At 69.2% G+C, this 23832-nt stretch carries 28 protein-coding genes; 17 read left to right on the forward strand and 11 right to left on the reverse strand.

Annotated elements, in window-relative coordinates; genetic code table 11:
• Window positions 1-83 precede the first annotated feature (83 nt).
• The 9 genes from FHW12_RS02635 (at window position 84) to FHW12_RS02670 (ending at window position 7810) form a co-directional block, all read left to right on the forward strand.
• Window positions 84-2678 carry a PQQ-binding-like beta-propeller repeat protein gene (locus FHW12_RS02635; protein ID WP_182529435.1) on the forward strand — a complete coding sequence of 865 codons (2595 nt, stop codon included), beginning with the start codon at window positions 84-86 and terminating at the stop codon, window positions 2676-2678.
• A 99-nt stretch (window positions 2679-2777) separates the two neighbouring features.
• The gene (locus FHW12_RS02640) at window positions 2778-3995 is read left to right on the forward strand and encodes a DUF4331 family protein (protein WP_182529436.1); all 1218 of its coding nucleotides are present in this window, start codon (window positions 2778-2780) and stop codon (window positions 3993-3995) included.
• A complete protein-coding gene (locus FHW12_RS02645; protein ID WP_182529437.1) occupies window positions 3992-4588 on the forward strand; it encodes a HupE/UreJ family protein in 597 nt (198 codons plus the stop codon). Before FHW12_RS02640 ends, FHW12_RS02645 begins: the two co-directional genes overlap by 4 nt.
• Window positions 4585-5067 carry a hypothetical protein gene (locus FHW12_RS02650; protein ID WP_182529438.1) on the forward strand — a complete coding sequence of 161 codons (483 nt, stop codon included), beginning with the start codon at window positions 4585-4587 and terminating at the stop codon, window positions 5065-5067. The genes FHW12_RS02645 and FHW12_RS02650 overlap by 4 nt, the downstream gene beginning before the upstream one ends.
• A gap of 8 nt (window positions 5068-5075) precedes the next feature.
• Window positions 5076-5927, forward strand: coding sequence for a DUF4198 domain-containing protein (locus FHW12_RS02655; protein ID WP_182529439.1), 852 nt, complete (start codon window positions 5076-5078; stop codon window positions 5925-5927).
• 146 nt (window positions 5928-6073) lie between these two features.
• Window positions 6074-6511, forward strand: a complete 438-nt coding sequence (locus FHW12_RS02660; RefSeq protein ID WP_182529440.1) for a response regulator transcription factor — start codon at window positions 6074-6076, stop codon at window positions 6509-6511.
• A gap of 106 nt (window positions 6512-6617) precedes the next feature.
• Window positions 6618-7055 carry a DUF4199 domain-containing protein gene (locus tag FHW12_RS02665; protein WP_220484286.1) on the forward strand — a complete coding sequence of 146 codons (438 nt, stop codon included), beginning with the start codon at window positions 6618-6620 and terminating at the stop codon, window positions 7053-7055.
• Window positions 7004-7192 (forward strand): hypothetical protein, encoded by a 189-nt coding sequence (locus FHW12_RS21040; RefSeq protein WP_220484287.1) that lies wholly within the window; start codon window positions 7004-7006, stop codon window positions 7190-7192. The genes FHW12_RS02665 and FHW12_RS21040 overlap by 52 nt, the downstream gene beginning before the upstream one ends.
• A gap of 54 nt (window positions 7193-7246) precedes the next feature.
• On the forward strand, window positions 7247-7810 hold the full coding sequence (locus tag FHW12_RS02670) for a hypothetical protein (RefSeq protein ID WP_182529441.1): 564 nt from the start codon (window positions 7247-7249) through the stop codon (window positions 7808-7810).
• Here the strand turns inward: FHW12_RS02670 and FHW12_RS02675 are convergent.
• Together FHW12_RS02675 and FHW12_RS02680 are read right to left on the reverse strand one after the other, a co-directional pair.
• A complete protein-coding gene (locus FHW12_RS02675) occupies window positions 7797-8630 on the reverse strand; it encodes an arginase family protein (RefSeq protein WP_182529442.1) in 834 nt (277 codons plus the stop codon). The two genes, FHW12_RS02670 and FHW12_RS02675, sit on opposite strands and share 14 nt — an antisense overlap.
• Window positions 8627-9250: a DUF1989 domain-containing protein gene (locus FHW12_RS02680; protein WP_182529443.1), complete on the reverse strand. Its 624-nt coding sequence runs from the start codon at window positions 9248-9250 to the stop codon at window positions 8627-8629. The genes FHW12_RS02675 and FHW12_RS02680 overlap by 4 nt, the downstream gene beginning before the upstream one ends.
• 93 nt (window positions 9251-9343) lie before the next feature.
• Here FHW12_RS02680 and FHW12_RS02685 point away from each other — a divergent pair, with 93 nt between their 5' ends.
• Entirely contained in the window at window positions 9344-10240 is an 897-nt protein-coding gene (locus FHW12_RS02685; protein ID WP_182529444.1) for a LysR substrate-binding domain-containing protein, read from the forward strand.
• Between the two features lie 19 nt (window positions 10241-10259).
• Here FHW12_RS02685 and FHW12_RS02690 read toward each other — a convergent pair whose 3' ends face one another.
• Complete coding sequence (locus tag FHW12_RS02690; protein WP_182529445.1) at window positions 10260-11069, reverse strand: hypothetical protein; 810 nt, start codon at window positions 11067-11069, stop codon at window positions 10260-10262.
• A 226-nt stretch (window positions 11070-11295) separates the two neighbouring features.
• Here FHW12_RS02690 and FHW12_RS02695 point away from each other — a divergent pair, with 226 nt between their 5' ends.
• Window positions 11296-12318, forward strand: coding sequence for a hypothetical protein (locus FHW12_RS02695; protein ID WP_182529446.1), 1023 nt, complete (start codon window positions 11296-11298; stop codon window positions 12316-12318).
• A 57-nt stretch (window positions 12319-12375) separates the two neighbouring features.
• Here the strand turns inward: FHW12_RS02695 and FHW12_RS02700 are convergent, their stop codons facing one another.
• Window positions 12376-14136 (reverse strand): hypothetical protein, encoded by a 1761-nt coding sequence (locus FHW12_RS02700; RefSeq protein ID WP_182529447.1) that lies wholly within the window; start codon window positions 14134-14136, stop codon window positions 12376-12378.
• Between the two features lie 108 nt (window positions 14137-14244).
• Entirely contained in the window at window positions 14245-14757 is a 513-nt protein-coding gene (locus FHW12_RS02705; RefSeq protein WP_182529448.1) for a hypothetical protein, read from the reverse strand.
• Between the two features lie 206 nt (window positions 14758-14963).
• On the opposite strand from FHW12_RS02705, the gene FHW12_RS02710 reads away from it, so the two are divergent.
• Entirely contained in the window at window positions 14964-15110 is a 147-nt protein-coding gene (locus tag FHW12_RS02710; protein WP_182529449.1) for a DUF3309 family protein, read from the forward strand.
• Between the two features lie 185 nt (window positions 15111-15295).
• Here the strand turns inward: FHW12_RS02710 and FHW12_RS02715 are convergent, their stop codons facing one another.
• On the reverse strand, window positions 15296-15760 hold the full coding sequence (locus FHW12_RS02715; protein WP_182529450.1) for a hypothetical protein: 465 nt from the start codon (window positions 15758-15760) through the stop codon (window positions 15296-15298).
• 92 nt (window positions 15761-15852) lie between these two features.
• On the opposite strand from FHW12_RS02715, the gene FHW12_RS02720 reads away from it, so the two are divergent.
• Window positions 15853-16083 carry a hypothetical protein gene (locus FHW12_RS02720; RefSeq protein ID WP_182529451.1) on the forward strand — a complete coding sequence of 77 codons (231 nt, stop codon included), beginning with the start codon at window positions 15853-15855 and terminating at the stop codon, window positions 16081-16083.
• 13 nt (window positions 16084-16096) lie between these two features.
• On the opposite strand, the gene FHW12_RS02725 is transcribed toward FHW12_RS02720, so the two are convergent.
• The gene (locus tag FHW12_RS02725) at window positions 16097-17002 is read right to left on the reverse strand and encodes a lipase family protein (protein ID WP_182529452.1); all 906 of its coding nucleotides are present in this window, start codon (window positions 17000-17002) and stop codon (window positions 16097-16099) included.
• Window positions 17003-17275: 273 nt separating this feature from the next.
• Between FHW12_RS02725 and FHW12_RS02730 the strand changes: the two genes are divergently transcribed.
• Window positions 17276-17671: a hypothetical protein gene (locus FHW12_RS02730; protein ID WP_182529453.1), complete on the forward strand. Its 396-nt coding sequence runs from the start codon at window positions 17276-17278 to the stop codon at window positions 17669-17671.
• A gap of 34 nt (window positions 17672-17705) precedes the next feature.
• Here the strand turns inward: FHW12_RS02730 and FHW12_RS02735 are convergent, their stop codons facing one another.
• Both FHW12_RS02735 and FHW12_RS02740 read right to left on the reverse strand, forming a co-directional pair.
• On the reverse strand, window positions 17706-18068 hold the full coding sequence (locus tag FHW12_RS02735; RefSeq protein WP_182529454.1) for a hypothetical protein: 363 nt from the start codon (window positions 18066-18068) through the stop codon (window positions 17706-17708).
• A gap of 114 nt (window positions 18069-18182) precedes the next feature.
• Window positions 18183-19241, reverse strand: coding sequence for a DUF5694 domain-containing protein (locus FHW12_RS02740; protein WP_310735161.1), 1059 nt, complete (start codon window positions 19239-19241; stop codon window positions 18183-18185).
• A gap of 293 nt (window positions 19242-19534) precedes the next feature.
• Between FHW12_RS02740 and FHW12_RS02745 the strand changes: the two genes are divergently transcribed.
• Both FHW12_RS02745 and FHW12_RS02750 read left to right on the forward strand, forming a co-directional pair.
• Window positions 19535-20452 (forward strand): DUF2268 domain-containing putative Zn-dependent protease, encoded by a 918-nt coding sequence (locus tag FHW12_RS02745; protein ID WP_182529455.1) that lies wholly within the window; start codon window positions 19535-19537, stop codon window positions 20450-20452.
• Window positions 20453-20519: 67 nt separating this feature from the next.
• Window positions 20520-21479 (forward strand): NAD(P)-dependent alcohol dehydrogenase, encoded by a 960-nt coding sequence (locus tag FHW12_RS02750; RefSeq protein ID WP_182529456.1) that lies wholly within the window; start codon window positions 20520-20522, stop codon window positions 21477-21479.
• A 36-nt stretch (window positions 21480-21515) separates the two neighbouring features.
• On the opposite strand, the gene FHW12_RS02755 is transcribed toward FHW12_RS02750, so the two are convergent.
• Both FHW12_RS02755 and FHW12_RS02760 read right to left on the reverse strand, forming a co-directional pair.
• A complete protein-coding gene (locus FHW12_RS02755; protein ID WP_182529457.1) occupies window positions 21516-22385 on the reverse strand; it encodes a class I SAM-dependent methyltransferase in 870 nt (289 codons plus the stop codon).
• A 67-nt stretch (window positions 22386-22452) separates the two neighbouring features.
• Window positions 22453-22863, reverse strand: a complete 411-nt coding sequence (locus FHW12_RS02760) for a nuclear transport factor 2 family protein (RefSeq protein WP_182529458.1) — start codon at window positions 22861-22863, stop codon at window positions 22453-22455.
• Window positions 22864-23026: 163 nt separating this feature from the next.
• On the opposite strand from FHW12_RS02760, the gene FHW12_RS02765 reads away from it, so the two are divergent.
• Window positions 23027-23638 (forward strand): hypothetical protein, encoded by a 612-nt coding sequence (locus tag FHW12_RS02765; protein WP_182529459.1) that lies wholly within the window; start codon window positions 23027-23029, stop codon window positions 23636-23638.
• Window positions 23639-23832: the final 194 nt, after the last annotated feature.

Raw genomic sequence — 23832 nt, forward strand, 5'->3', positions numbered from 1 at the left:
CCGGGGCTACGCAAGCAGGGATCGGCGGCGATGGCAGGCGTCTGCGTTCTGCTAAAGTCGGGCGCCTTCCAAGGGGAGCACCGATGGCACGTCCGCTTCCGCGCAGCGCATGCGCACTGCTACTCGTCGCGTCCGCGACATCCGTCGTCGCCGCGCCGATCGACGTCGTCACCGAACGCTACGACGCCGCGCGCCTCGGCGCGAACCTCGACGAAACCGTGCTCACCACCGCGAACGTCAACGCCGCGACGTTCGGCAAGCTGTGGGCGTATCCGGTCAGTGGATCGGTGTATGCGCAACCGCTGTACGTGCGCAACGTCGCGATCCCGGGCCAGGGCGTGCACGACGTCGTCTACGTCGTCACGATGAACGACCGCGTCTACGCGTTCGACGCGAACTCGTCGTCCGGCACGCCGCTGCTCTCGCTCGACATCACGAGCCAGGTGGCGGGTTCGACCGCGATCCCGATCCTCGACATCCTCGGCTACAACGACAACATCATCGGCAACGTCGGCATCGAGAGCACACCGCAGATCGACCTCGCGACGAACACGATGTACCTCGTCGCGCGCACGCGCGAGGCGGGCGCGAACTGCGGCCCGGTCAATCCGACCTTCTGCCAGCGCCTGCACGCACTCGACATCACCACCCTGGCCGAGCGCCCGGGCAGCCCGGTCGTGCTCGGCGGCAGCGTCCCCGGCAACGGCAACGGCAGCTCGGGCGGCATGCTCGCATTCAACCCGAAGATCCAGGACCAGCGCGCGAGCCTCGCGCTCGCGAACGGACGCGTGTTCATCGCCTGGGGCGCGCACAGCGACCAGTTCGCCTATCACGGCTGGGTCATGGTGCACGATGCGGCGACCTTGCAGCGCACCGCGATCTGGACGTCGACGCCGGACGGCACCGCGTTCAATGGCGGGGGCATCTGGATGGCCGGTCGCGCGCCCGCGGTCGACGCCGACGAGAACGTCTACTTCATGACCGGCAACGGCACCTACGACGGCGTGCGGAACTTCGGCGAATCGTTCGTGAAGTTCGGCCCGACGCCGGACACGCCGATGCTCGACTGGTTCACGCCCTCGGTCTACGACGAACTCAACCAGGCCGACGCCGATCTCGGCGGATCCGGCCCGATCCTGCTGCCGGGCACCGATCTCGTCGTCGGCGCCGGAAAGAGCGGCGTGTTCTACGTCATGCATGCGTCCTCGCTCGGCCACGAATCCGCGGGCGACGCGAACATCGTGCAGGTGTTCAGCAACGGTGGCCAGCAGATCAAGGGCGGCCCCGTGTACTGGAACCGCGAGAGTGGCGTCGGTCCGTGGATGTACGTCTGGTCGGACGGCCACAGCCCGATGAAGGCGTATCGCTTCAATGCCGCCGCGGGCACGTTCGACACGACACCGGCCTCGCAGTCGACGCTGTTCTCCAACAACGGCTCCGCCGGCGGCGTGCTCGCGCTGTCCGCCAACGGCAGCACGCCGGGCACGGGCGTGCTGTGGTCATCGATGGCCTTCAGCGGCTCCGATCCGAACAGCGGCGTGCACCCGGGCGTGCTGCGCGCGGTCGACGCCGACGACCTCACCCACGAGCTGTGGAACTCCGAGCAGAACAGCACGCGCGATCGCGTGGGCAACTGGCCGAAGTTCAGCCCACCGACGGTCGTCGGTGGACGCGTCTACATGGCGTCGTTCCCGAGCGACGGCGTCGGCGCGGCTGCCGTGAGCACGTACGGACTGCTGCCGACCGCGGACTTCACGCTCGCCGCCTCACCCCCGAATCCGGGCGTGCATCCGGGCGACAGCGTCGTCTACGCGATCACGACGAGCGCGCAGCAGGGTTACACCGGCACGCTCCACCTCGACGTCGACGGCCTGCCGCCGGGCGCGACCGCATCGTTCGCATCGAACGACTTCGCCGCGGGCGGCAGCACGACGCTCACCGTGCAGACCGGCGCGCCCATGCCGCCGGGTACGAGCGACCTCGTGATCACCGCGACGGACGGCACGCTCGTGCACACGGGGACGGTCGGCCTGCACGCGAGCGACGTCGTCGCGGGTGCAGGCACGATCAGCGTCGACTTCGTCGGTACGGGCACACCGATGGGTGCGCGCGAGAGCGCGGGCGCGGTCGCCGCAGTGAACTGGAACACGCTCGCCGGATCGAGCGGCAGCGGCGTCGCGCTCGTCGACGAAACGGGCAACCCGAGCGGTGCGACGATCGACTGGTCCGCGGCTGGCGTGTGGAAGCCGGTGATCGGCGATGCGCCCGGTGACTTCCGCATGATGGACGGCTACCTCAGCGCGACCGATACGCCGGTCGCAGTCGAGGTCAGCGGCCTTCCCGACGACGACGCCGGCTACTACGTGCACGTGTATGCCGATTCCGACAACGCACGCGCGATGTCGACCGCGTCCTGCACGGTCGCGACGAACGGCGATGCACCGCACACGATCGACATCGTCGACGCGACCGGCACCGACTTCGATGGCAACTACGTGCAAGCCGACGGCAGCCCCGGCAACCACGCCGTGTTCTTCGTCCCCGGCAACGCATTCACGCTCACCGTCGCCGCGACGGCACCCGGCTCGCCGCCGCGCGCCGCCTTGAACGGACTGCAGATCGTGCACGGCGACCGCATCTTCGGCGACGGATTCGAGGAATCCGCGGCGCGTCGATAGGCGCGCTTCGCCGGCACCGGCGCCTCACTAAAGATTTCGACAGCGGCCGCTGCCCTGCGCGGTGTCTAGTGCGAACCTCCTTCCAGCGAGGTTCGCACGATGCACTCCGCCACCCCTCCGCGCGCCGTCGTCGGCGCCTTCCTGCTCGCCGCGACGGCCGCCTTCGCGGCGCCGGCACATGCTTCCGACCACCTCGACACACCGACGGTGATCGCCGACCCGCGCGCGGACATCGGCGATCTCTACGCGTGGACGTCGGCCGACGGACGCCGGCTCGAACTCGTCATGACGATCGTCGGCCATACGTTCTCGGACCGCCTCGACTACGTATTCCACGTCGACAGCGGCTCGAAGTTCGGACACACGACCGCGACGACGACGATCACTTGTCACCTTGCGACCCCGGACGAAATGGAATGCCGCGCGGGCCATGGCGACTGGGCACGCGGCGGCAACACGATGCCGGACGGGCTCGAAGGACGCGATGCGCGCTTTCGCGTCTTCGCCGGCCCGCGCGACGATCCGTTCTTCAACAACGTGAAGGGCACGCGCGCGGCGTACCAGGCCGCGGTCGCCGCGATCCACGCCGGTGCAGCGATCGATGTCGCCGGTTGTCCCGCGTTCGACGCGACGACCGCGCACGAGATCCACGAGCAATGGCGCCACACCGAAGGCGGACCGGCGAAGAACCTGCTCGCCGGATGGACGCCGGCGTCGCTCGTCGTCTCGATCGACATCGCGAGCGTGGCAAAGGGCGGGCGCTCGCTCGCGATCTGGGCAAGCACGTCCGAAGGCGATCGCCGCATCGATCGCGCCGGGCGACCACTCACCGGCAATGCGCTGCTCGGCACCAGCGCGAGCGACGAGGTCGCCGACCGCCTCAAGGAGGCGTACAACGCGGCGACGCCGTCGACGTCGGGCCGCTTCGTCGCGGAGATCGAGAAGAATCTCGCGTTGTACGACGGCTTCGACGGCCGGTGCGGCAACGCGTTCCTCGCCGATGCGAAGGTGCGCGCACACCGCTACCGCCCGCTCGCGCGCCTGCTCGCCGACGATCGCCTGTGGGTCAATGCCGCGTCGGCGACGTGCACGCAGCCGTTCGCGGTCGAGCTCGCCGCACTCGGCGGCCATGCCGAATGGGCGAACGATTGCGGCGGACGCACGCCGCTGTACGACGCGGTCGACGTCTACCGCTCGCTGCTCGCGAACGGCACGACGCGCGGCATCGACGACGGCGTCGATCGCGACGAGCATGACCATTCGGCCACGGTGTTTCCGTTCCTCGCTGCGCCGGATGCCGCGGGGTACACGCGATGAAGTGCCGGCACGCCATCGCCGCCTGGGCGCTCGCGGTCGGCATGGCCACGGCAATCCCGGCGTCGGCGCACACCGGAACGGGATTGCGCGGCGGCCTCGTCGCCGGCGCCCTGCATCCGCTCACGGGCTTCGACCACCTGCTCGCGATGGTCGCGGTCGGTCTGTGGGGTGCGTTCCTCGGCCGCACGCTCGTCGTCGCGCTGCCGATCGCGTTTCCGCTGCTGATGGTCGTCGGCGCCGTGCTCGGCATGCACGCGGTGCCGCTGCCGCCGGTCGAACTCGGCATCGCCTGTTCGGTGCTCGTGCTCGGCGCGTGCATTGCCTGCGCCTGGCGCGCGCCGGCATGGCTCGCGCTGACGATCGTCGCCGTGTTCGCCATGTTCCACGGCTACGCGCACGGTCGCGAACTGCCCTCGGCCGCCGATCCGGTCGGCTACAGCGTCGGCTTCGTGCTCGCGACCGGGTTACTGCACGTGTCCGGCATCGCGTTCGCGGTCGTCGCCGATCGCGTGCGCCGCGTCCCCCTCACGCGCATCAGCGGCGCCGCGATCGCGGTCGCCGGCCTCGCCTTCCTCCATGGAGTCCTCGCATGAACAGCATCGCCCTGCCCCTCGTGCTGCTCGGTCTCGCGACCGGTATCGCGATCGCGCACGCAGCGCCGCGCCCGCGCGTGATCGCATTCGTGGCGTTCGCCGTGGCCAGCAGCTTAGCCGCAAGCCTGCGCTTGCCCGCCGCGGCCTTCGACGATGCGGCGTTCGCCTGCTGGATCTTCGTCGCCGCCTGCGCCGCGGCGGTCCTCTGGCCGCGCATGCCAGGCCGCCTCGTGCTCCTGCTCGCGGGCATGGGCGGCTGCTGTGCAGGCGCACTCGCAGCCTCGTCCGGCGGCCGTCCCGAGGGCTACGTGCTCGCACCGACGATCGCGACGCTCGTGCTCGCGTCGTGGTGCCTGCGCCACGGCGCACGCGTCGCGGTGCACGTCGTCGCCAGTTGGCTCATCGCGGTCGTCCTGCTCGTCGCAAGCGTGCATGCGTTGCCGGTCACGCCGGGTGACCGGCCCGATCATCTCGAATAGGTGACGACATGAATCCTCGCACGAACCCGCGCGGGCGGCGCGCATTCGCCCTCCTGCTCGCACTCGCGACCGGCGACGCCGTCGCCCACGACTTCTGGCTGCAGCCGCGCGAATACCGCGTCGAACCCGGCATCGACTGGCCGATGACCCTGCAGGTCGGGCACGGCGCCGCGCGCCAGCGCTCGCCGATACCGTTGCAACGGATCGAGCGCTTCGACGCGATCGCGCCGGACGGCCGCACGCTCGGGCTGCACGGTCGCCTGCATCCGGGCCGCGACGACGCGGACGCCGACCTGCGCCTCGATGCGGCGGGCATCTGGTTGCTCGTACTCGAAACCGACGACCGCGCGCACAGCCACTTGCCGGCGCTGCGCTTCAACGATTACCTCGAAAGCGAAGGGCTGGTTCCGGCGCTCGAGCAACGCCGGCGCATGCGGCGCATGGACGTCGATGGTTCGGAGATCTACCGTCGCGAGGCGAAGGCGCTCGTGCAGGCCGGTGCCGCCGCTGCGAGGGAAGGCGATCCGGCGACCGTCCCGGTCGGCCTCGACCTCGAGATCGTGCCGGAGCGCAATCCGTACCTGGAACCGCACTCGCCGACGTTGCCGGTGCGCGTGCTCTACCACGGAGCCGCGCTCGCCGGTGCACGCGTCAAGCTGACCCTGCTCGAAGACGACGCCGAACCCGTCGCGATGCACACCACCGACGCCACCGGTCGCGCGACGTTCGACGTACCGCCACGCGGAAGCTGGCTGCTCAACGTCGTCTGGACGCGGCCGTTGCCGGAAGGCAGCGAAGCCGATTTCGAGACGACGTTCTCGAGCCTGAGCTTCGGTTACATGGACGCAGCGAGGCGCTAGCGGCCGCCGCGCCGGCGACCGAACCGGTCGCTGCGCATGGATCGTCGCCGCGACAGCGAATACCCCGGGATCAGGCGGGCGACCGAGCGCGCGACAGGTCGGCACGGATGTCTTAGCATCCGGCGCGGACGCGAATCGGGGACACCATGAAGCGACCAGCCCCTGCACCGGCATTCCGGCACATTGCCGTGTACTCGGCCTGCCTGGCCGCCGGCACGTTCCTGCTGCAGTGGCTCGATTACGGCCGCCTCGCGCGCACGCATTCGACCGACATCTACGTCGCGCTCATCGCCGTCGGCTTCCTCGCGCTCGGCATCTACATCGGGATGCGCGTGGTCGGAGCGGCGCGCACGCCGGACTTCGACGGCAACCCGCGCGCGCAGGTGGCCCTCGGCATCAGTCCGCGCGAACTCACCGTGCTGCAGGAGATCGCCGCCGGCCGCTCGAACAAGGAGATCGCGGCGCGCCTGCACCTGTCTCCGGCGACCGTGAAGACGCATGCCGCACGCCTGTACGACAAGCTCGGCGCGAGGCGACGGACCGACGCGACGCGCAAGGCGCGCGAGCTCGGGCTGTTGCCCTGAGCAGCCTCATTTCGGCCGAATAGGGCTGAATCATCCTTTCAGCCGATGGTCTTCGCGGCCGCATGCCGGCCCAATGGGTTCCCGACCCGCTACAGGAGTACGTCCGATGTTGCGCAAGATCCTCGCTTACGGCATCGCCGCCGGTCTGGTCGTAGCGGTCCCGCTGTTCGGCCTCGCGGTCGCGATGAACGGGCGCGAGCCGGTCCCGTACGGCATGGCGATCGGCTACCTGACGATGCTCGTCGCGCTGAGCGCGGTGTTCATCGCGATCAAACGGCATCGCGACACCGATCTCGGTGGCATGATCGGTTTCTGGCGCGCGCTCGGCCTCGGTCTGGGCATCAGTGCCGTCGCCGGACTGTTCTACGTCGCTGCCTGGGAGGCGGCGCTCGCCCTCACTCACATGGATTTCGCAGGCAGCTACGCGAACCTGCTCAGCGGCAAAAGGCGAAGGGCGTCAGCGGTGACGCGCTCGCCAAGTTCGCCGCGGACATGGAGGCCTTCAAGGCCGATTACGCGAATCCGTTCTACCGCCTGCCGATGACGTTCGCCGAGATCTTCCCGGTCGGCGTGCTGGTGTCGCTCGTGTCCGCCGCGCTGCTGCGCAATCCGCGCTTCCTCGCGCAGCGTCGCGTCGCGCCTCGGATTGGCTCGGCCGACGCGCCCACGAGTGGTTCTTGAGCGCGGCGCCGCCACGCCGCCTACTGCGTGCATCGCGGCACGACGGAGATCGCCATGCGCATGCGCCCCCCTTCCTTCCTGCTCGCGCTCGGGTTCGCGGCGCCGCTCGCGGCCGCCGCGACGGAGCCCGCGCCGAAGGACGCGTCGCACGATTTCGACTTCGAGTTCGGCACCTGGAAGACGCACGTCTCGCGGCGCGTCCACCCGCTGAGCGGATCGGAGACCTGGGTCGAACTCGACGGCACCAGCATCGTGCGCAAGCTGCTCGATGGGCGCGCGAACACGGTCGAGCTCGATATCGCCGGGCCGTCGGGCCGCATCGCGGGAGTCGCCTTGCGCCTCTACGACGCGTCGGCGCGGCAATGGAGCATCCACTACGCTCCGCTCGACGACGGCGAACTCACGTCGCCGCTGTTCGGTCGTTTCAAGGACGGCCGCGGCGAGTTCCACGGCCTGGACACGCTCGGCGGCCGCAGCATCCTCGTGCGCTTCGTGATCGCGTGCGCGACGCCGGACAGCTGCCGGTTCGAGCAGTCCTACTCCGACGACGGCGGGCGCACCTGGGAGATGAACTGGATCGCCACCGACACGCGCATCGCAGCCGCTAAACAGGACTGATCGCGCCGGTCAGCCCCCGCGGCGCGTTCCTCGCCATCATGCCCGCGACTTCCTTGGCGAGCTTCGCGGCGACGCCGACGGTGAGGTCGGCGACGTCGCAGCGCGGGTTGTACTCGACGATGTCGGCGGCGACGATCGGGTAGTCGATCGACTGGATGATCTCGACGACGCGGCGCACGCTCAACCCGCCCGGCTCGCGGTGCGATACGCCGGGCGCGTACGCGGGATCGAGCGCATCGATATCGATCGAGACGTAGACGGGCATGTCGAACGCGAGCCGCAGCGGCGCAGCGCAGCGCGAAGCCTCGACGACCTCGACGCCGAAGCGCGCGAACTGCGCGCGATGCTCGTCGTTGATCGTGCGCAGGCCGACCTGCACGAGGCGATCGGCGAGGCGCTCCTCCATGATCCGCGCGAATGGCGACGCGTGCGACCGCGGGTTTCCCTGGTAGCTCTCGTAGATGTCGGCATGCGCGTCGATGTGCAATATCGACAGCCGCGGGTGGAAGCGGCGCACGCCACGCAGGATCGGATGCGTGATCGCATGATCACCGCCGAGGCAGAGCAGCGGGTCGCCCACCTCGATCGCCCGAACGACGGCGTGCTCGACGGCTTCCCATGGATCGGTCGCCGCGTCGAAACGCAGGTCGCCGTGATCGACGACGGCGCCGGGCGCACCGAGGTCGAAGCCGGTCTCGCTCCACGTGCTGTAGGCGTCGCAGAACAGGTGCGTGCGGATGCGCGCCGGCGCTTCCGCGGCGCCGCGCAGGTACGAGGAGTTGTCGTCGTTGGGAATGCCGAGCAAGGCGATGCGCGTCATCGATGCGACTCCGGGGGATCGTCGTGGAGGATCTCGTACGCGAGCGGACGCGCGGGCGCGCCGCCGTTGCAGGTCGATGCGGGACAGGACGACAGCGCGACGACGAGATCCATTTCCGCGCGCAGCACGATCGCGTCGCCGGCGCGCGACGAAGGCGGCCCGAACACGAGCCTCCCGCCGTCGGCTACGTCGACGCGCATGAACAGGTTCAGCGGCGTCGGCAACGGATCGGGCTGCAGGCCGAGCTCGCGCACGGCCGCGGCAAGGTTGTCCGTGCAGTTCGCGTGGTATCCCGCGTGGCGGTACTGGAGGCGATACATCTCGGCGCTGCAGGCGGCGAGCAGGAAGTCGTGGCGCCCCGCGTCGTCGGCGACGATCGCCAGCATCGGCTCGCTGCGGTCGGACCAGAGCAGGTCGCCGGTCGACACGTGGATGCGACCGGCGTAGTCGAACGTGCGGCCGTTGCTGAGGCGCTGCAGGCCGTCGACCGAGTACGCGACGAGGTCACCGGTCTGCCCGCCGCCCTCGTCGATGACGCGCAGTCGCTCGCCGCGACGCAGGACCAGCCCCGCACCGCCCGCGGCGGCGACCTGCCTTCGTTCATGTCGTGTCGTTTCCATGGCGCGTCCCGGCAGTGTGGGATCACGAAGGTAGCGCCGACCCAATCATCAGGTCTACTTCACAAACGTGATGATCATCGTAAGATATTCTTCATGCTCGATCTCACCCGCCTGCGCCTGCTCCGCGAACTCGCGCGCCGTGGAACGATGACCGCGGTCGCCGACGCGCTCGGGCTCACCTCCTCGGCGGTGTCCCAGCAGTTCGCCACGCTCGAGCGCGAGACCGGCGTCGCGCTGCTCGAACAGATCGGCCGGCGCGTGCGCCTCACCGCGGAAGGCGCGCAGCTCGTCGCGCACGCGGAAACGATCCTGCAGGCCGTCGACGCCGCCGAACGTGACCTGCGCAGCGCTCACGAGGCGCCGGGCGGCGAACTCGACGTCGCCTGCTTCGCGAGCTACGCGAAGGCGCACCTGCTTCCCGCGATCGTGCGCGTGCGGGCGCGCCATCCGGCCATGAACGTGGTCGTGCGTGAACTCGAAACGCCCGACGCACTCGACGCCGTGCGCGACGGCCGTTGCCACCTCGCGGTCTGCTTCGCCTACAACCTCGTGCCGCGCGCGGAGGTCGCCGGGCTCGTCACGCACGTGCTGCTGGAGGAGCCGATGCGCGTCGCGCTGCCGGCGTCGATGGCGACGTCGGCGACGACGATCGCCCTGCGACGCCTCGAGCACGAGGACTGGATCGTCGGCTCGCGCCAGTCCGACGATCATCGACTCGCCGAGCGTGCGTGCGCGGCCGCAGGCTTCGCGCCGCGGATCACCCACACGATCGACGACTACGACCTGCTGCTGCGCATGGTTGCGGCCGGCTTCGGCGTCGGCCTCGTGCCGGAACTCGGCGCGCGCTCCGCGGCCACGAAGGGCGTCGCGATCCGTGCCCCGCGCGGCACGCCGCTCACGCGACGCGTGCATGCAGTGACGCGCCGTGCGCTCTCCGCGTCGCCGCTGGTCGCGGCACTGCTCGTCGAACTCACGCGCCCGCGCGGCTGAGCCTCCGCCACCCGCGACGCTACGAGCCGAGCACGCGCAACGCCGACTTGTCCGGTTTCGACGGTGGCGGGTCGGCGCGCATCTGCCGCAGCTCTTCCGCGGTTGCGCGTGGCGCGAGGCCCCAGCCGCATCCGCCGAGGAACATCAGCGTCATCGAGGCGCTGCACGTGATCTGGCTGCCCCACGGCGTGCGCCAGGTGTGCTTGACCGTCGTGCGCCGGATCAGTTCGTGACCGAGGTCTTCGTCGCGCGGCGCGAACGCCTGCTCGAAGCGCGTCTGCGCGTACGGCACGGGCGAATCGTGGCGGAACATCGCCGCACCGTCCTTCGGTGCGACGAGTACACGACCGTCGGGCAGCAATGCACGCCCGTCGCGATCGACCAGCAGCGGCGGTGTTTCCACCGGCACGGGCGGCGCGACGTCCAACGCATCGCGCGGGCGGCGCGGTCGCTCTTCGGTGCGCTCGCGCCGTGCAGGCGCTCGCGCACCGGCGACGGCGGAGTCGCGCGCGCGACGCACAGGCTCCGGTTCCGGTGGCGGCGCGGGCAGCAGGTCCTCGAAGTGAACCACGAACGGCGTCGATGCGACCGCCTCGTGCGTGCGATCGAAGCGCTCGCGCATGAGCGCGTCGAATCCCGACAACTCGAGCACCGTCGCCACGATCGCGACGAGCGTGGTGACGACGAGGCGCCGTGGCCCGGGCCGATACCGCTCCCAACGCAGGCTGCGCTGCCACGGTCGTCGATCCGCGGCAAACGCGACGCGCGCGAACGCCTGGCCCGGTTCGAGTCCGCTCCCAGCCACCACCGATCGCGTACCGCCGCGCATGCCCCTTCTCCTTCATGCAGGCCCATTCTGGTTGCGATGTCGTAATGCGCACGTAAAAGTCCGGTTGTGGATTCGTCGAGGCAGTCCCGCCGCTCGCGGCCGGGTCTATACTCGTCACGCGATGATGCAATGCGAGGGAACCGGGACAATGCTTCGACAGCTCCCCGCTCCGATGCGTGCGTGCCTGCTGGCCGGCGCAGGCGTTGCGTGCGTGCACGTCGCAGCGATGCGCGACGCGGACGCGGCGCTCGCCATCGTCGATCTCGGCCGCCTGCCCGGCGCCACCCAGGACTGGGCTGGCGTCGTGGGCATCAGCGGCGACGGCCGCATCATCGTCGGCGTCGACGAAGGACGCGCGTTTCGATGGGACGGCAGCCTGCACGAAATCGTCGGTGCGAAGATCGCATCTGCCGCGAATGTCGACGGCTCGGTCATCGTCGGCACGCTGGGCTCGCCCAGTCATGCGTTCCGCTGGACGGAAGCCGGCGGCCTGCAAGACCTCGGTGCGCTGCCCGGCACCAGCGCAAGCGACGCACTGGGTGTGAGCGCAGACGGCGCCGTCGTGGTCGGCCGCGCGACGACCCCGCAGGGTTCCGTGCCGTGGATCTGGGATGCGACCAACGGCATGCGCAGCCTCGGCGCCTTCGACGGCGCGGCGAGCGGAAGCGCCAATGCCGTCAGCCGCGATGGGACGACCGTCGTCGGATCATCGGGCAATCATGCGTTCCGCTGGACCGCACAGGGCGGCCTGCAGGACCTCTCTCCCGCGCCGTCGTCGCCGGCCTGGGCGGAAGCGAATGCGGTGAGTGCGGACGGAGCCGTCGTCGTCGGCAGATACAACGCCAATCCGGGTGTCGGCATGCGCCCGCTGCAGTTCCGCTGGTCCGGGACGGGAGGCTTCTCCGACCTGGCTTCCGCCGATTGGGGCGCGATCAGCCCGGGTAACGCGCATGCCGTCAACGGCGATGCGACGCGCATCTACGGCCAGCTCTTCATGTTCCTGTCCGACGCGAGCATCTGGTCGCGCGCCACTGGCACGGTGAAGCTGGCCGACCAGTTGCAGGCGGAAGGTCTCGACCTCACGGACTGGACTCTCGAGACTGCCCTCGTGGCGAGCGACGACGGCGACGTCGTCGCCGGTTTCGGCACCCGCCGCATCGGTGCGGACGTCGTCTATCTGAGCTGGCGCGTCTCGGGGCTCGACAGTGTCGGTCCCGTGTTCATCGACGGGTTCGACACGGCCGATTGATTTCGGCTTCGCGCCGGACACGACCGTCGTCCGCGCGAACGCAGCGGCCCCACGCGTTCACGGCAGCTCGAATCCATCCGCGAAGATGAGGTCGGGCATGCGTTCGATCGCACCCATGTCGTACGGTCCGGTCGCATCGGGCTTGGCCAGATCCTGCGGGCGCACGGTGCCGATGAGGTCGGCGATGTTGCCGGGGCCGGCGCCGCAGGCGTCCACTGCGGGCGAGTCCGCCCCAGGCACGTACATGCCCGCGGGATAGGCGCCGCTCATGTCCCATTGCGGGTCGGCAACGACGAGACCGGTGACGCCGGGCTGGCCGGCCAGCGCGCTGTCCTCATGCACGAGCACGCAGTTGACATTGAACGTCGATCCGGCCGGCGCCGCGAGCACGACGCCGGTGGCGACGCCGTCGTCGTCCCACAGGATGCTGTTGCCAGCGCTGAAGCCACCCGGCGCATCGAAGCGGATCAGTGCGTCGTCGTCGCCGCCGTTGTCGGCGATCGTCACGTAGCGCAGGTCGATGTAGCCGCCGGACGAACGCAGCAGCTCGGGGGCACCGTGGTTGCCGGCGACGTGGGTGTCGATCAGGGTCGCGCCCGAACCCGACGCGCCGATCTGCAGCACGCTCGCGTGCGCGGCGTCGTTGCCGGCGAACACGAGGTTCCAGGCGAGCAGGCTCGCATCGCCGGCGAGCACGAGCGCTCCGCCGGTTCCGGTCGCGTGGTTGCCGCTGAAGCGCGGGCAGCCGTCGAAGGCGCCGCCGCAGCCGAGCGTGAACGTCGCATCGATCATGAGCAGGCTCGTGTCGGCGTACAGCGCACCGGCATCGGCGCCGGCACTGTTGCCGTCGAAGTGCACGCCGCGGAATGTCAGCGACGAACCCGCACCGACGCCCGTAAGATAGACGCCGCCGCCGCTGCCACCCGCGCTGTTGCCGGCGACCGGCACCGGCTTGAGCGGCGTGTTCGCGCCGAGATTGAAATAGCCGCCCGAGGCCCAGGCGCCACCGCCGTCACCGGCCGCGGAGTTCGCGCGAATGCCGACGTCGGGATCGGTCACGATCGACGGCGACGGATACAGCGACGTATCGCACGCCTGCTGCGCGATGCCGCCGCCCTTGCCGCCCGCGGTGTTGCCGGCGACGCGGCAGTAGCGGTCGCAGTAGACGGTCGCGTTCGCGCAGTACAAGCCGCCGCCGTCCTGCGTCGCGTCGTTGTCGCGCATCGCCGCAGGTGCCTGGTTGCCGACGAGCACGAGCTGCGGCTCGCCGGCCGCGCTCGCCTCGATGCTGACGCCGCCGCCGTTGGTCGCCGTGTTGTCGTGCACGTCCGCTTCGAACAGGGTGAGCACGACATTGCCGCGCACGCGCACACCGCCGCCATTTCCGACCACGTTGCCACCGGTGATCTCGAGCGGACCGAGCGTGACCTGGAAGCGCCGCGCGTCACCGGCGACCGTACCGTTCACGTCGACCACCGGCAGGCCGCCGTTGCCCATGCCGTCAAGCACGACATGGCCGGTTGCCGCCTGCAGGTGGCACGACGGCATGCCGCCGGTGAGCGCGATGCCGCTGCTCGCGGCCGGCGTCGGGATCGTCACCGCGGTCGCCGCGTACGCCTGCTCGCTCGTGACGTAGACCGTGAGGAAGTCGGTGCTCGGCGACGCGGCCCAGGCGTCCACCGCGTCCTGGATCGCGTGGTAGTCGCAGTCGGGATCGCTCGCCGGCCCGACGAACACGTACTGCGCCGATACCGCGGAGGCGGCGAGCAAGGCGACGGAACCGAACAGCAGGGACAGCGGAAGCGAAGCACGCGACATGAACGGATCTCCCATTTTTCGCGAGGAACGATCAAGCGCATGCGAATGAGACATCGCCTGCCGCGAAAAATCGAAGGCGTACCGCCGCCGGACACGCCGCGGTCGCGCCTACCTCGTGCGCTCGAACGTTTCGTCTTCGCCCTGGTCCCGCGCGGGATCATAGTGGCTTCCGTTGCGGATGTAGGTCTCGTTGCGCGTGATCGCGCCCGGGACATCGAGCCGCAAGCGGAAGGCGTGCTCGTGCGAGCCTTCCGGATCCTGCAGGTTGGCGCCGTCGAGGAAGTCGAAACGGTACGCGCCCGATGCGTCGGGGGAAGTGAACTGCAGGCGCGGCGCGTTGCCCTGCGGGCAGTAGTGGGTCGCCAGCAGGCGATCACCGTCCATCGTGTACACGGTCATCGACTGCCGCGTCGGCGACATCGTCCAGCTCTCGACGACCGTCGTGCCGTTGGCGATCGTGCGGTAGTTCACCACCGTCGCACTGCCCTTCTTCGTGCTGTGCCAGTCTCCGGCAAGCGACTTCAGCTGTTCGAACACCGCCTTCGACGCAGGCGCGGCGGTTGCCGCGACGGACCACGACAGCGCGAGTGCCGTAGCGAGGGCGAATCGAGGAATCGACATGCAGGACTCCGCGGTGGCGAGCGCACGATCGCGCGAGGCTAGCGCGTCGGGGCAACGCTGCGCCATCGGGCATGCGGCGAACGGTTCGCCACGGCCGCCTGAACGAATGCCTCGCGCGCCGGGAGCCATTCCGCGTTCATATAGGCGGCCACCCGCACGCTGCCGATGCGGATACCGCTTCGCGCACGACAACCAAGGGAGGTCCCATGCTGCGTACGATCCTGCTCGTCCTGCTGATCCTGCTCGTCCTCGGCGCACTGCCGGTGTGGCCGTACAGCACCGCCTGGGGCTACTACCCGAGCGGTGGCGGCCTGCTCCTGCTCATCATCCTGCTCGTGCTGCTGTTCCGTTAGGCCAGGCTCCGGGCCAGGCGAGCGCATCGCCATTCCGAGCGAAGCGACAATCCATTTCTGCGCGTTCATCGTGCAGCGAGTTCGCGGATCCTCGTTCGCGCGGGCTGAAGACTCGTCGGGCCTTCCGGCAATCCGGAGTGCAGCGGCGACGGAAGCGACGCAGGGACGCGTCGCGCATTCGAACGTCACGGCTTCGATGCACCTGCCGCGGTCGTATCGCAGGCGATGCTTTTCGCGGTCACGATATAGCCCGCGCCACTCTTGCCGGTGTCGTCGACCCAGTTAGACGACCCGACGAACGTACCCTCGTTCGCCTTGAGTTCGGCCGTCCAGCCGGTGCGGCCGTTGCTCACGCCGAGGCGGATCGAAGTCGCGCTGACCGGGCGCCACACGCTTGCGAGATCGGCGTCGGACGCCGGCACGGACTCGACCGCGTAGCTGCCCGGACTCGCTGGCACCGCCGTGTCGGTCAGGCGCACGACGCGCGTCTTGGAAGCATCGTCGCCGAACGTGAGTTCGTAGCAACCGAGCCAGAATCCGGTGCCCGACGACGATTCGGCCGCGCAAACGGCACCGCTGCCGATGCACGCGTTCGCGGCGAGGAGGACCACGGCGCACGAGGCGCGCAGGGAGCGACGAGGCAGGTTCATGGGCGCGCACTATATCGCCCCCGCCGCATCGGTGTTCATCCGCGGCACCGATCGTTCAGCGCGGAGCATGCCGCGATGTGTACGGTAGTCGCATGCAGCTCTCACGCGCCCAGCTCGACGGCAACCTCGACCAGCTTGCGGCGGACCTGCCCGGCCTCGTCGAAAGCCTGGGGCGTTCGCGCGCATTCGATGCATTCCGCAACCGCGCGGACGACATCCTGCGGTCGATCGCGCCGGGCGACGATCGCATCCACGCGCAGCGGCGCATCGAAACCCTGCTGCGCGAACACGGCCTCGCGGACGCGGCGCCGACCCGACGCTGAATCGATCCGCGGGTCAGCCCGCCGGGACGAGCGGCGCATAGTCGGTGACGCCGCCGTCCGCGCGCACGAGCCGGTTCAATGCAAGCGAGCCTGGGACGGGTCCCTGCGGCTGTCCCGGATGGTTGATCGCATACCAGTAGCAGTCGGCCATGCTGTGGTTGCCGTCGGTCGTCAGGTACTCGGCGGTGAAGTCGACCGGCGTGCCGACGTGCTGATAGACGGTCGAACCGAGCAGCGGCGGCGGCACGTCGGGCACGATGTCTTCGGTGTTGACCACGCGGAACGTCGGCGCCTGCACGCTCCAGTTCATGCCGGCGGCGAAGCCGGTGTCCCCGACACGCGGGCTGGCGAAGTTGTAGTGCACGTAGCTGCGACCCGCGGCAGGCTTGATCGTCGAGTTGGTCGCGACGTCGGGCACGGCGAGCGTCGACAAGGCCGAGCCCATGCTGTGTCCGGTGAAGTACAGCCGGCTCACCGCACCGGCCTGCGCGAGCTGGCCGAGCAATGACGGGCTCAACGTCGCGTACACGTCGTTCCAGCCGACCTGCACGTTGCCGAAGCCAGCAGCGAGCGTGTAGGCGGCCTGGTCGACTTCGGCGTCGATGACCGCGTCGGCCTTGGTCATCGTGCCGCGGAACACGATGAACGCGTTGCCGCTGCCGTCCCAGGCGACGAACCCGAACGGCTCGGGCCAGCCGATGTCGAGCACGGTCACGGTCGCCCAGAGCGGCGCCCCATACTGCAGGCCGAGCCCGTTCGGCGTCCACTTGAAGCCGGACTGAGGCGGATATCCCTGCTTGACCCACTGGTTGAACTGGTCGTAGGCGGTCAGCACGAGCGACGCGCACACCGCGGCTTCTCCGAGCTTGAAGGTCGGCGGGAAATACATCGACGGACTCTTCGACGGCTTCGTGCTCATGGCGCGGCTCCTCGCTGGCGGTGATTCTTTGTGCGCAATGTACACTCTTTGCCAACGGGCAGCGACGCATCCGCACCCGCCGCCATTGCCGATCCCGGTCGTGCCGCGACCACTCCAATCGCCCCCTGAGGCCTGGCCGCAGCGCCTCGCTCGCGGCGCCTCGACGGGCGACGCCTGGAGCGTCCGGCCCGCTGGCCAGGCGTCCGTGCCGCTTCTCCGGCGATCCGGCCCGTGCGACGATCAACGCTTCGTTCCCGCATCGAAGGCGATCCCTTGAGCTACGTCGTCATCTCCAGCTTCGAAAACGTCGCCACCGGGGATCTGCAGGCACAAGGCGAAGCGATCGCGGTATTCGACGCCGAGGCGCCCGCGCGAGCCCATCTCGCGAACCGGTCCGGGGCATTGGCGAAAGCCGTGCTTGCCGCGCGCGCGGGTGATGCCGGTGCGACCTTCGTCACCTGGACCCTGATGCTCCGCATGCCGCTCGATGTGGCCGGTGTCGAAGAGGCGCTGGAGGATCTGGAACTGGTCATCGAGGAGACCGAATCGGTCGATGACCCGTTCGGAGAACTGGTGGTCGCCTACGAAGGCCGGCGGCACGAACCCGCCGGCGACTCGGAACTCCCGCAGGCGCAGGCGCTGCGCGAACTGGAAGCGTGGCTCACCTGAGCGGATCGTCCGGGCGCTCGCGGCAACGCGGGCATCAGTTCAGGTCGCGCGCTCCGGACACCTTGTCCAGGCGCCATTCGGTGCGCGGTCGCACGCCGTCGGCCGTCAGCCATTCGACGCCGCTGACGAGGCGGAAACCCGGCATCAGCCCGGCCGTCGCCCACCGCTGGACGGCTTGCAACTGCGCCTGCGCGAGCCGGATCGCCAGCACTTCGCCGATGCCGAAATCGACGTAGACCTCGTACCAGCGCAAACCCGGCGGCGACTCGCGCGCGGGGATGATCAGGTGGCGGGAATCGGGCGCATTGCCGCGCAGGTCGTCGACGATCGGCGCGTCGGCGTCGATCTCGAAAACGGCGATGCGCTGCCAGGTTCCGGACGTCTTCGCGATGCTCATGGCGGATCTCCTCGATGCCGCGGCGACGCGTCGCGGCGGCATCGAGGTTCCACTTTTGCATCCTATTTCAAATGTGATGAACCTCGCATCCACGCGTACTGAGGGAATCTCCCCTCATCGATCGCGCAGGATCTTCTCCACGTCGACGACGTCGACGCCCTGCATCCGGCCGAGCAGGTCGTCGAACCACGGCTTGTGCGAACTGCCGACGATCGACAGCACGCGAGCGCCGGGATGCTCGCGGAATGCGGCACGGATGTTCGCGACCATGCGCAGGTTGCGCGTCTCCCAGCCCGCGACGTAGAGCTGGCCGTAGTGCTGCGACGACGGGTCGCGCATCGCGGCGCCGAAGTCGGCGTCGATCGCGATGCGCATCACCTCGGGGCTGTTGACGTAGCGATACAGCGCGAGCATGTCGCCGCCCTTCTTCAGCTCGTCCTCGCGGTCGCGCATCGGCTTCGCCTTCGCCCGGGCCGCCTCCCACGCCTTCTGCACCGCGTCGCCGTAGGCTTCCTCGTCCGCGACCGTGACGTTGTCGCCGGTGTGGTCGTCGATCGGGTAGACGCGCTGCAGGCCGAGGCGGGCGGCCAGGCGCGCGGCGATCTGGTCGCTCTCGTTGTTGCGGGCACCGCGCTTGGCCAGCAGCGCGACGAGTGCCTCGTCGAGGCCGTCACCCGCATGCTGCTCCGCCTGCGGCAGCTGCCACCACTGCACCACCGCCGACGAAGAATCGTTCGCGGCGAGGAACAGCGAGGCAAGGTGCCGGCGCTGGGCCGGTGTCGGTTGCGCTGGCCATTGCGCCAACGTCTTGTTCGCTTCCGCGATCGCCGCGGGTACATCCAGCCCGGTCGCCTTCTTCGCCGCATCGGTGTTGTTGCAGTACGGCGCGACGTTGTCGGGCGGATACACCGCCGGATGGCGTGCGAGCAGATCGCAGCCCTCGCCCGGGATGTTCTCGATCGTGATCACGTCGGGCTTGAACGCGGCGAGCCGCTCGAGCACGGGCTCGAGCGAGGCCGGCTTGAAGTCCTTCGACATGCCCGACAGGTGCACGCTGCCGAGCACGAGCACCTGCGCGCGCGGCCCGGCCATCGACGCGTCGAGCACGGACAAGTCGACGCCGGCACGCGCGCTGCCGCCGGCTGCCACCGCCATCACCGCTCCGAGTGCCACCCACTGGTTCTTCATGCATCACTCCGATTGGGTTCGCGAATGCACGACGTGCATTCGTGAAGGGATGCGATGGTCGCGACACGCGACGACCCGCCACGCGTGCGGAAAGTCACGACCCTGGCACCGTCGCCGGTGCGCTCGCTTCCCGTCGGCGCTTCGATGCCTCGAAGCGATCGAGGGTTTAGATGCCAGGCCGATCGGCAACCACCGCGCAGCGAGCCGTCACTTCAGTCACATGCGCCGGGTCGCGATGCTCGTGTACGGTCAACGTCCCTTGCAGCGAGCGAGCCCTGATGATCCGTTGTCTTGCCGCGACGACCTTCGGCCTTGCCCTCGCGGCGCCGGCGCTGGCGAAGGACGTGCCCACCGCCGCTCCCGTGATCCACACCGACGACGTCGATCGCTTCTACCGCATCTACGACGCCGCCAGCGGCCATCCGGGCGCGGAGCAACTGCAGCACGACTATCTCGATGCGGGTTCCGAAGGGCTGCACGAACTCGCCCGCCGTCGCAACGTCACCGGCGCACGCATCGCCGAGACGATCGAAAAGCGCCCCGCGGTCTACGCCGACGCGAAACGTTGCATGGTCGTGCTTCCGCGCGTGCGCGTGCGCCTCGCGAAAGCGATCGCGAAGCTCGCGCAGCTGTATCCCGAGTCCCATTTGCCGCCCGTGACGATCGCGGTCGGTCGCGGCAAGCCGGTCGGCATCGGCAGCCCGGTCGCCGGCGTGCAGATCGGCCTCGAGGCGCTGTGCGCGACCGACTGGCTCAACCCCGACGTCGAGGAACGCTTCGTCACCGTGATCGCGCACGAGTACGCGCACACGCAGCAGGCAGCCTCGCTCGTCGACAACGAACATCCGAGCGTGCTCGAAGGTTCACTCGCCGAAGGCACCGCGGAGTTCGTCGCCGAACTCATCGCCGGCCATGTCTCCTCCGGCTACTTCCCGGCGCTCACGCGCGGTCGCGAGAAGGCGATCGAGACCGCGTTCGCTGCCGACGTCGACAAGACCGACCTGTCCGACTGGCTCTACAACAGCAAGCCGGACAAGCCTGCCGACCTCGGCTACTGGGTCGGCTACCGCATCGTGAAGGCGTACTACCGTCACGCGCGCGACAAGCGCGTCGCGCTGCGCGAGATCCTCACGATGACCGACGCCCACGCGTTCCTCGCGAAGAGCGGCTGGTATCCGGGCATCGACCTGGATTGAGTTCGATGCGGACCACCCCAAGGCAGTCCTGCGTCGGCGCGAACGCGCTTCATCGGGAGGCACCGCCGTGAAAGCCATCATTCGTTCCGAGTACGGCGGTCCGGAAATGCTGCGCATGGCCGAGCTCCCCAGGCCGATGCCGGGCGATGACGAAATCCTCGTACGCGTGCGCGCGGCATCGGTCAACGCGATGGACTGGCGGCTGCTGCGCGGGACGCCGTTTCCCGCACGCCTCGCCGCCGGCGGTCTGCGGCGGCCGGCGCGCACGAAGCTCGGGCACGACTTTGCCGGCGACGTTGAAGCCGTCGGCAGCAACGTCACGGCGTTCGAAGCCGGCGACGCGGTGTTCGGCAGCGGTGCCGGCGCATTCGCCGAATACGTCTGCGCGCGCGCCACGCAGGTCGCACCGAAGCCGGGCAACGCGACGTACGCGCAAGCCGCGAGCGTTCCCGTCGCGGCGATCACCGCGCTGCAGGCCCTGCGCGACGCGGGCCATGCGAAATCCGGCCAGCGCGTGCTGCTCGACGGGGCCGCCGGCGGCGTCGGCACGTTCGCGATCCAGATCGCACGCACGCTGGGCACGACGGTCACCGCCGTCTGCAGCGGCACGAACGCCGCGCAGGCTGCCGCGCTCGGCGCCGATCGGGTGATCGACTACACGCGCGAGGACTTCCTTCACGACGACGTGCGTTATGACCTCGTCGTCGGTGTCAACGCGCATCGCTCCATCTTCGATTACCGTTGCGTGCTGGGCCCGGCAGGCATTTACGTCCTCGTGGGCGGCGGCGGGCCGCAGTTGTTGCAGGCGTTCCTGCTCGCGAAGCCGCTCTCGCTCGGACGCCAGCGATTTCGCCTGCACATGGCGCGCTCGAACCACGACGACCTCGCCCTGCTCGGCCGGTTCCTCGCCGACCGGACGATCGTGCCGGCGATCGAATGCCACTACGGGTTCGACGATGTCGCGCGCGCGATCGCCCACGTCGAGCGCGGCCACGCGCGCGGCAAGGTGGTCATCGACATCGCCTGATACTTTTGCACGAGCGGCACGCGCGCGCGGCCGCCTTCAACCGGGAAGCGATTCGAACACGGCGATACGATCCGCAGTCTCCGCGGTTCGCGCCTTCAGCCAGGCCTCGCGTTCGACCGTTGCCGTACACGGCCCGTAACTGCAGATGCGTATCGCGCGCCGCTCCGCTTGCGCGCGCAGCGCATCGAGCACCGTGCGCAGGATCGAGCCGCCGAACGGAGTGTAGAGATAGAACACGGTGCCTTCGGAGAAATCCGCGGCACGTGCATCCTGTTCGACGAAGGTGACGCGATCGAGGCACAACGCGGTCGCGGCGGCTCGCGCGCGTTCGACGTAGGCCGCCTGCAGCTCGACGCCGAGTGCGCGTGCCGCGGAGCACGCGCCGACGAGCAAGGGTACGTGGCCGAGCCCGGAGCCGAGGTCGACGAACACGTCATCGGCACCGAGCGGTGTCCGTGCAATGAGCTCGAAGACGTGGCGCGCGGGTGTCGGCTGGTAGAACACCATGTCGGGCCCGGGATCGGGCACGTCGCCGGGCGCTTCGAGCTGCAGCACGCCGGCGACGAGATCGTCGAGGTAATCGTAGTGGTCGCCGCTCGCGGCGCTGCCGTTCGCGAACCGCAGCAGGCGTTCGCCGCCGCAGCCGTTGCACAGGTCCACGCGTAGGTCCGCGCAGAGCCGCCGGTCGACTGCCTCGAGGCGATCACGCAGCGCGCTCGCGCGACGGTGCAGGTCCGGTTCGCCCGATGCGGATTCGGGCGATCCATGGAAATGCAGGTCGAGCTGATCGAGCACTTCCGCACGTTCGCGCAGGCGCTCGGGCACCTCGAGCACGGCATCGCGCTCGAGGTGTTCGATCCACGCGCGTCGCGCGCCAGCCTTCGCTCGTCCATCGATCGGCTGCATGCGTCGAGCTTGCCGCATCGCCCGCCCGATGCCTATCGGTGCGCGCAGCGTCGGTTCGGCCGAAGCGTCAGGCCGCCGCCTTCACGCGATCGCGCCCGAACGGATCGCCCTTCACCGACTCGGTGTGCAACGCGCATTTCCAGTCGCCGTCGACGCGCGTCCACACCGATGCATCGTATGCGGTCAACTCGAGCGGTTTGCCGTCGACGGTGAGCTTCTCGGTCACCTCGTAGCCGATGATCGCGGTATCGTCGTTGGTGAACTGCACCTGCAGCTTGTCGAGCTTGAACGAGCGCAGGCTCCAGCTGCCTTCCTTCATCATCTTCGCGAACGTCTTGGTGTCGATCGACGCGGCACCCTGCGCGCCCGTGACGATCGCCGTGTCGGCCATCATCGCGGTCGCCGTGTCGACGTCGCGATCGACCATCGTCTGCCAGAACTTCTTCTCGAGTTCGATGATGTCTTGCCTGGATGCCATGGTTTCCCCTCCGGTGGAGCGACGCACATGCGCCTGTCGGGACGTTACGGCGGTCTCGATGAACGTCGTGCATCGGCAAGGGCGAATTCGCGGTGCCGTTCACACCCCGTTCGCACGCCCCAAGCGGGATAATCGAGCGGGATTTCCCAGGGAGAAGAGTGCGATGACCGACGAGCAACCCGCCGCCGCGGCGACCGATCGACGTGCGCGCCTCGCCGAATACAGCAGCCTGTGCGCGCTCCTCGTGAGCGTGCTCGCGCTGTCGCTCGGCGCGTACCAGGCGCAGCAGATGAACGTGCAGACGCGACTCATGCAGAACCAGTCACGCGCGAGCGTTTGGCCCTATCTGTCGATCGGCTACAGCATCAGCGACGAAGGCGACCATGTCGGCTACACATGGCAGGTCGACAACGACGGCGTCGGCCCCGCGCGCATCGAGTCGGTCACGATGACGCTCGACGGCAAGCCGGTCGAGCACTGGAAGGACGTGTTCCGCGTGCTCTACGGCGATGCCCGCGTACCGGCTTCGTACGCACAGGTCTACGGCAAGGTGCTGCCGCCGAACACGAATCGCGAAACCACGATCGAGGCACTGCGCATCCCCGACCTGCAACAGGCGAAGATCTTCTACGCCGCGCAGGACCGCTTCGACATGACGATCTGCTACTGCTCGGTCTACGACGATTGCTGGATCGCGCATCGCGAAGACCCGGTCGTGCAGCCGGTCCCTCGTTGCGACACGCGCGGCACGCTGCAGTTCGAACCGCGGATGTAGATGCGGGGACGCGGCTCGACTGCCGCTAGGGGTCGTGGGAACGGGCCGCGCGCCGCCGGCGTGCGACGGGAGTAGAGTGCGCCGGTGCCGGCGCAAGCCGGCAACAACGCCGCGAAGGCATCGCTGCGCGCACGCGCGGTCGGCCGGTTCGGCCCGTGACGCCTTGCGGAACCTCCTTTCATCCATCGGTTCGA

This window comes from Dokdonella fugitiva (assembly GCF_014138265.1).
Lineage (GTDB): Bacteria > Pseudomonadota > Gammaproteobacteria > Xanthomonadales > Rhodanobacteraceae > Dokdonella_A > Dokdonella_A fugitiva_A.

Bases quoted from the DNA above. Each gene is read 5' to 3' on its own strand.
- FHW12_RS02690 (WP_182529445.1), bottom strand. From the start codon at position 11,069: ATGCGCGGCGGTACGCGATCGGTGGTGGCTGGGAGCGGACTCGAACCG.
- FHW12_RS02685 (WP_182529444.1), top strand. From the start codon at position 9,344: ATGCTCGATCTCACCCGCCTGCGCCTGCTCCGCGAACTCGCGCGCCGT.
- FHW12_RS02760 (WP_182529458.1), bottom strand. From the start codon at position 22,863: ATGGCATCCAGGCAAGACATCATCGAACTCGAGAAGAAGTTCTGGCAG.
- FHW12_RS02745 (WP_182529455.1), top strand. From the start codon at position 19,535: ATGATCCGTTGTCTTGCCGCGACGACCTTCGGCCTTGCCCTCGCGGCG.
- FHW12_RS02695 (WP_182529446.1), top strand. From the start codon at position 11,296: ATGCGCGACGCGGACGCGGCGCTCGCCATCGTCGATCTCGGCCGCCTG.
- FHW12_RS02650 (WP_182529438.1), top strand. From the start codon at position 4,585: ATGAACAGCATCGCCCTGCCCCTCGTGCTGCTCGGTCTCGCGACCGGT.
- FHW12_RS02700 (WP_182529447.1), bottom strand. From the start codon at position 14,136: ATGTCGCGTGCTTCGCTTCCGCTGTCCCTGCTGTTCGGTTCCGTCGCC.
- FHW12_RS02765 (WP_182529459.1), top strand. From the start codon at position 23,027: ATGACCGACGAGCAACCCGCCGCCGCGGCGACCGATCGACGTGCGCGC.
- FHW12_RS21040 (WP_220484287.1), top strand. From the start codon at position 7,004: ATGGAGGCCTTCAAGGCCGATTACGCGAATCCGTTCTACCGCCTGCCG.
- FHW12_RS02675 (WP_182529442.1), bottom strand. From the start codon at position 8,630: ATGACGCGCATCGCCTTGCTCGGCATTCCCAACGACGACAACTCCTCG.
- FHW12_RS02680 (WP_182529443.1), bottom strand. From the start codon at position 9,250: ATGGAAACGACACGACATGAACGAAGGCAGGTCGCCGCCGCGGGCGGT.
- FHW12_RS02670 (WP_182529441.1), top strand. From the start codon at position 7,247: ATGCGCATGCGCCCCCCTTCCTTCCTGCTCGCGCTCGGGTTCGCGGCG.
- FHW12_RS02720 (WP_182529451.1), top strand. From the start codon at position 15,853: ATGCAGCTCTCACGCGCCCAGCTCGACGGCAACCTCGACCAGCTTGCG.
- FHW12_RS02725 (WP_182529452.1), bottom strand. From the start codon at position 17,002: ATGAGCACGAAGCCGTCGAAGAGTCCGTCGATGTATTTCCCGCCGACC.
- FHW12_RS02665 (WP_220484286.1), top strand. From the start codon at position 6,618: ATGTTGCGCAAGATCCTCGCTTACGGCATCGCCGCCGGTCTGGTCGTA.
- FHW12_RS02710 (WP_182529449.1), top strand. From the start codon at position 14,964: ATGCTGCGTACGATCCTGCTCGTCCTGCTGATCCTGCTCGTCCTCGGC.
- FHW12_RS02645 (WP_182529437.1), top strand. From the start codon at position 3,992: ATGAAGTGCCGGCACGCCATCGCCGCCTGGGCGCTCGCGGTCGGCATG.
- FHW12_RS02640 (WP_182529436.1), top strand. From the start codon at position 2,778: ATGCACTCCGCCACCCCTCCGCGCGCCGTCGTCGGCGCCTTCCTGCTC.
- FHW12_RS02735 (WP_182529454.1), bottom strand. From the start codon at position 18,068: ATGAGCATCGCGAAGACGTCCGGAACCTGGCAGCGCATCGCCGTTTTC.
- FHW12_RS02705 (WP_182529448.1), bottom strand. From the start codon at position 14,757: ATGTCGATTCCTCGATTCGCCCTCGCTACGGCACTCGCGCTGTCGTGG.
- FHW12_RS02715 (WP_182529450.1), bottom strand. From the start codon at position 15,760: ATGAACCTGCCTCGTCGCTCCCTGCGCGCCTCGTGCGCCGTGGTCCTC.
- FHW12_RS02660 (WP_182529440.1), top strand. From the start codon at position 6,074: ATGAAGCGACCAGCCCCTGCACCGGCATTCCGGCACATTGCCGTGTAC.
- FHW12_RS02635 (WP_182529435.1), top strand. From the start codon at position 84: ATGGCACGTCCGCTTCCGCGCAGCGCATGCGCACTGCTACTCGTCGCG.
- FHW12_RS02655 (WP_182529439.1), top strand. From the start codon at position 5,076: ATGAATCCTCGCACGAACCCGCGCGGGCGGCGCGCATTCGCCCTCCTG.
- FHW12_RS02755 (WP_182529457.1), bottom strand. From the start codon at position 22,385: ATGCAGCCGATCGATGGACGAGCGAAGGCTGGCGCGCGACGCGCGTGG.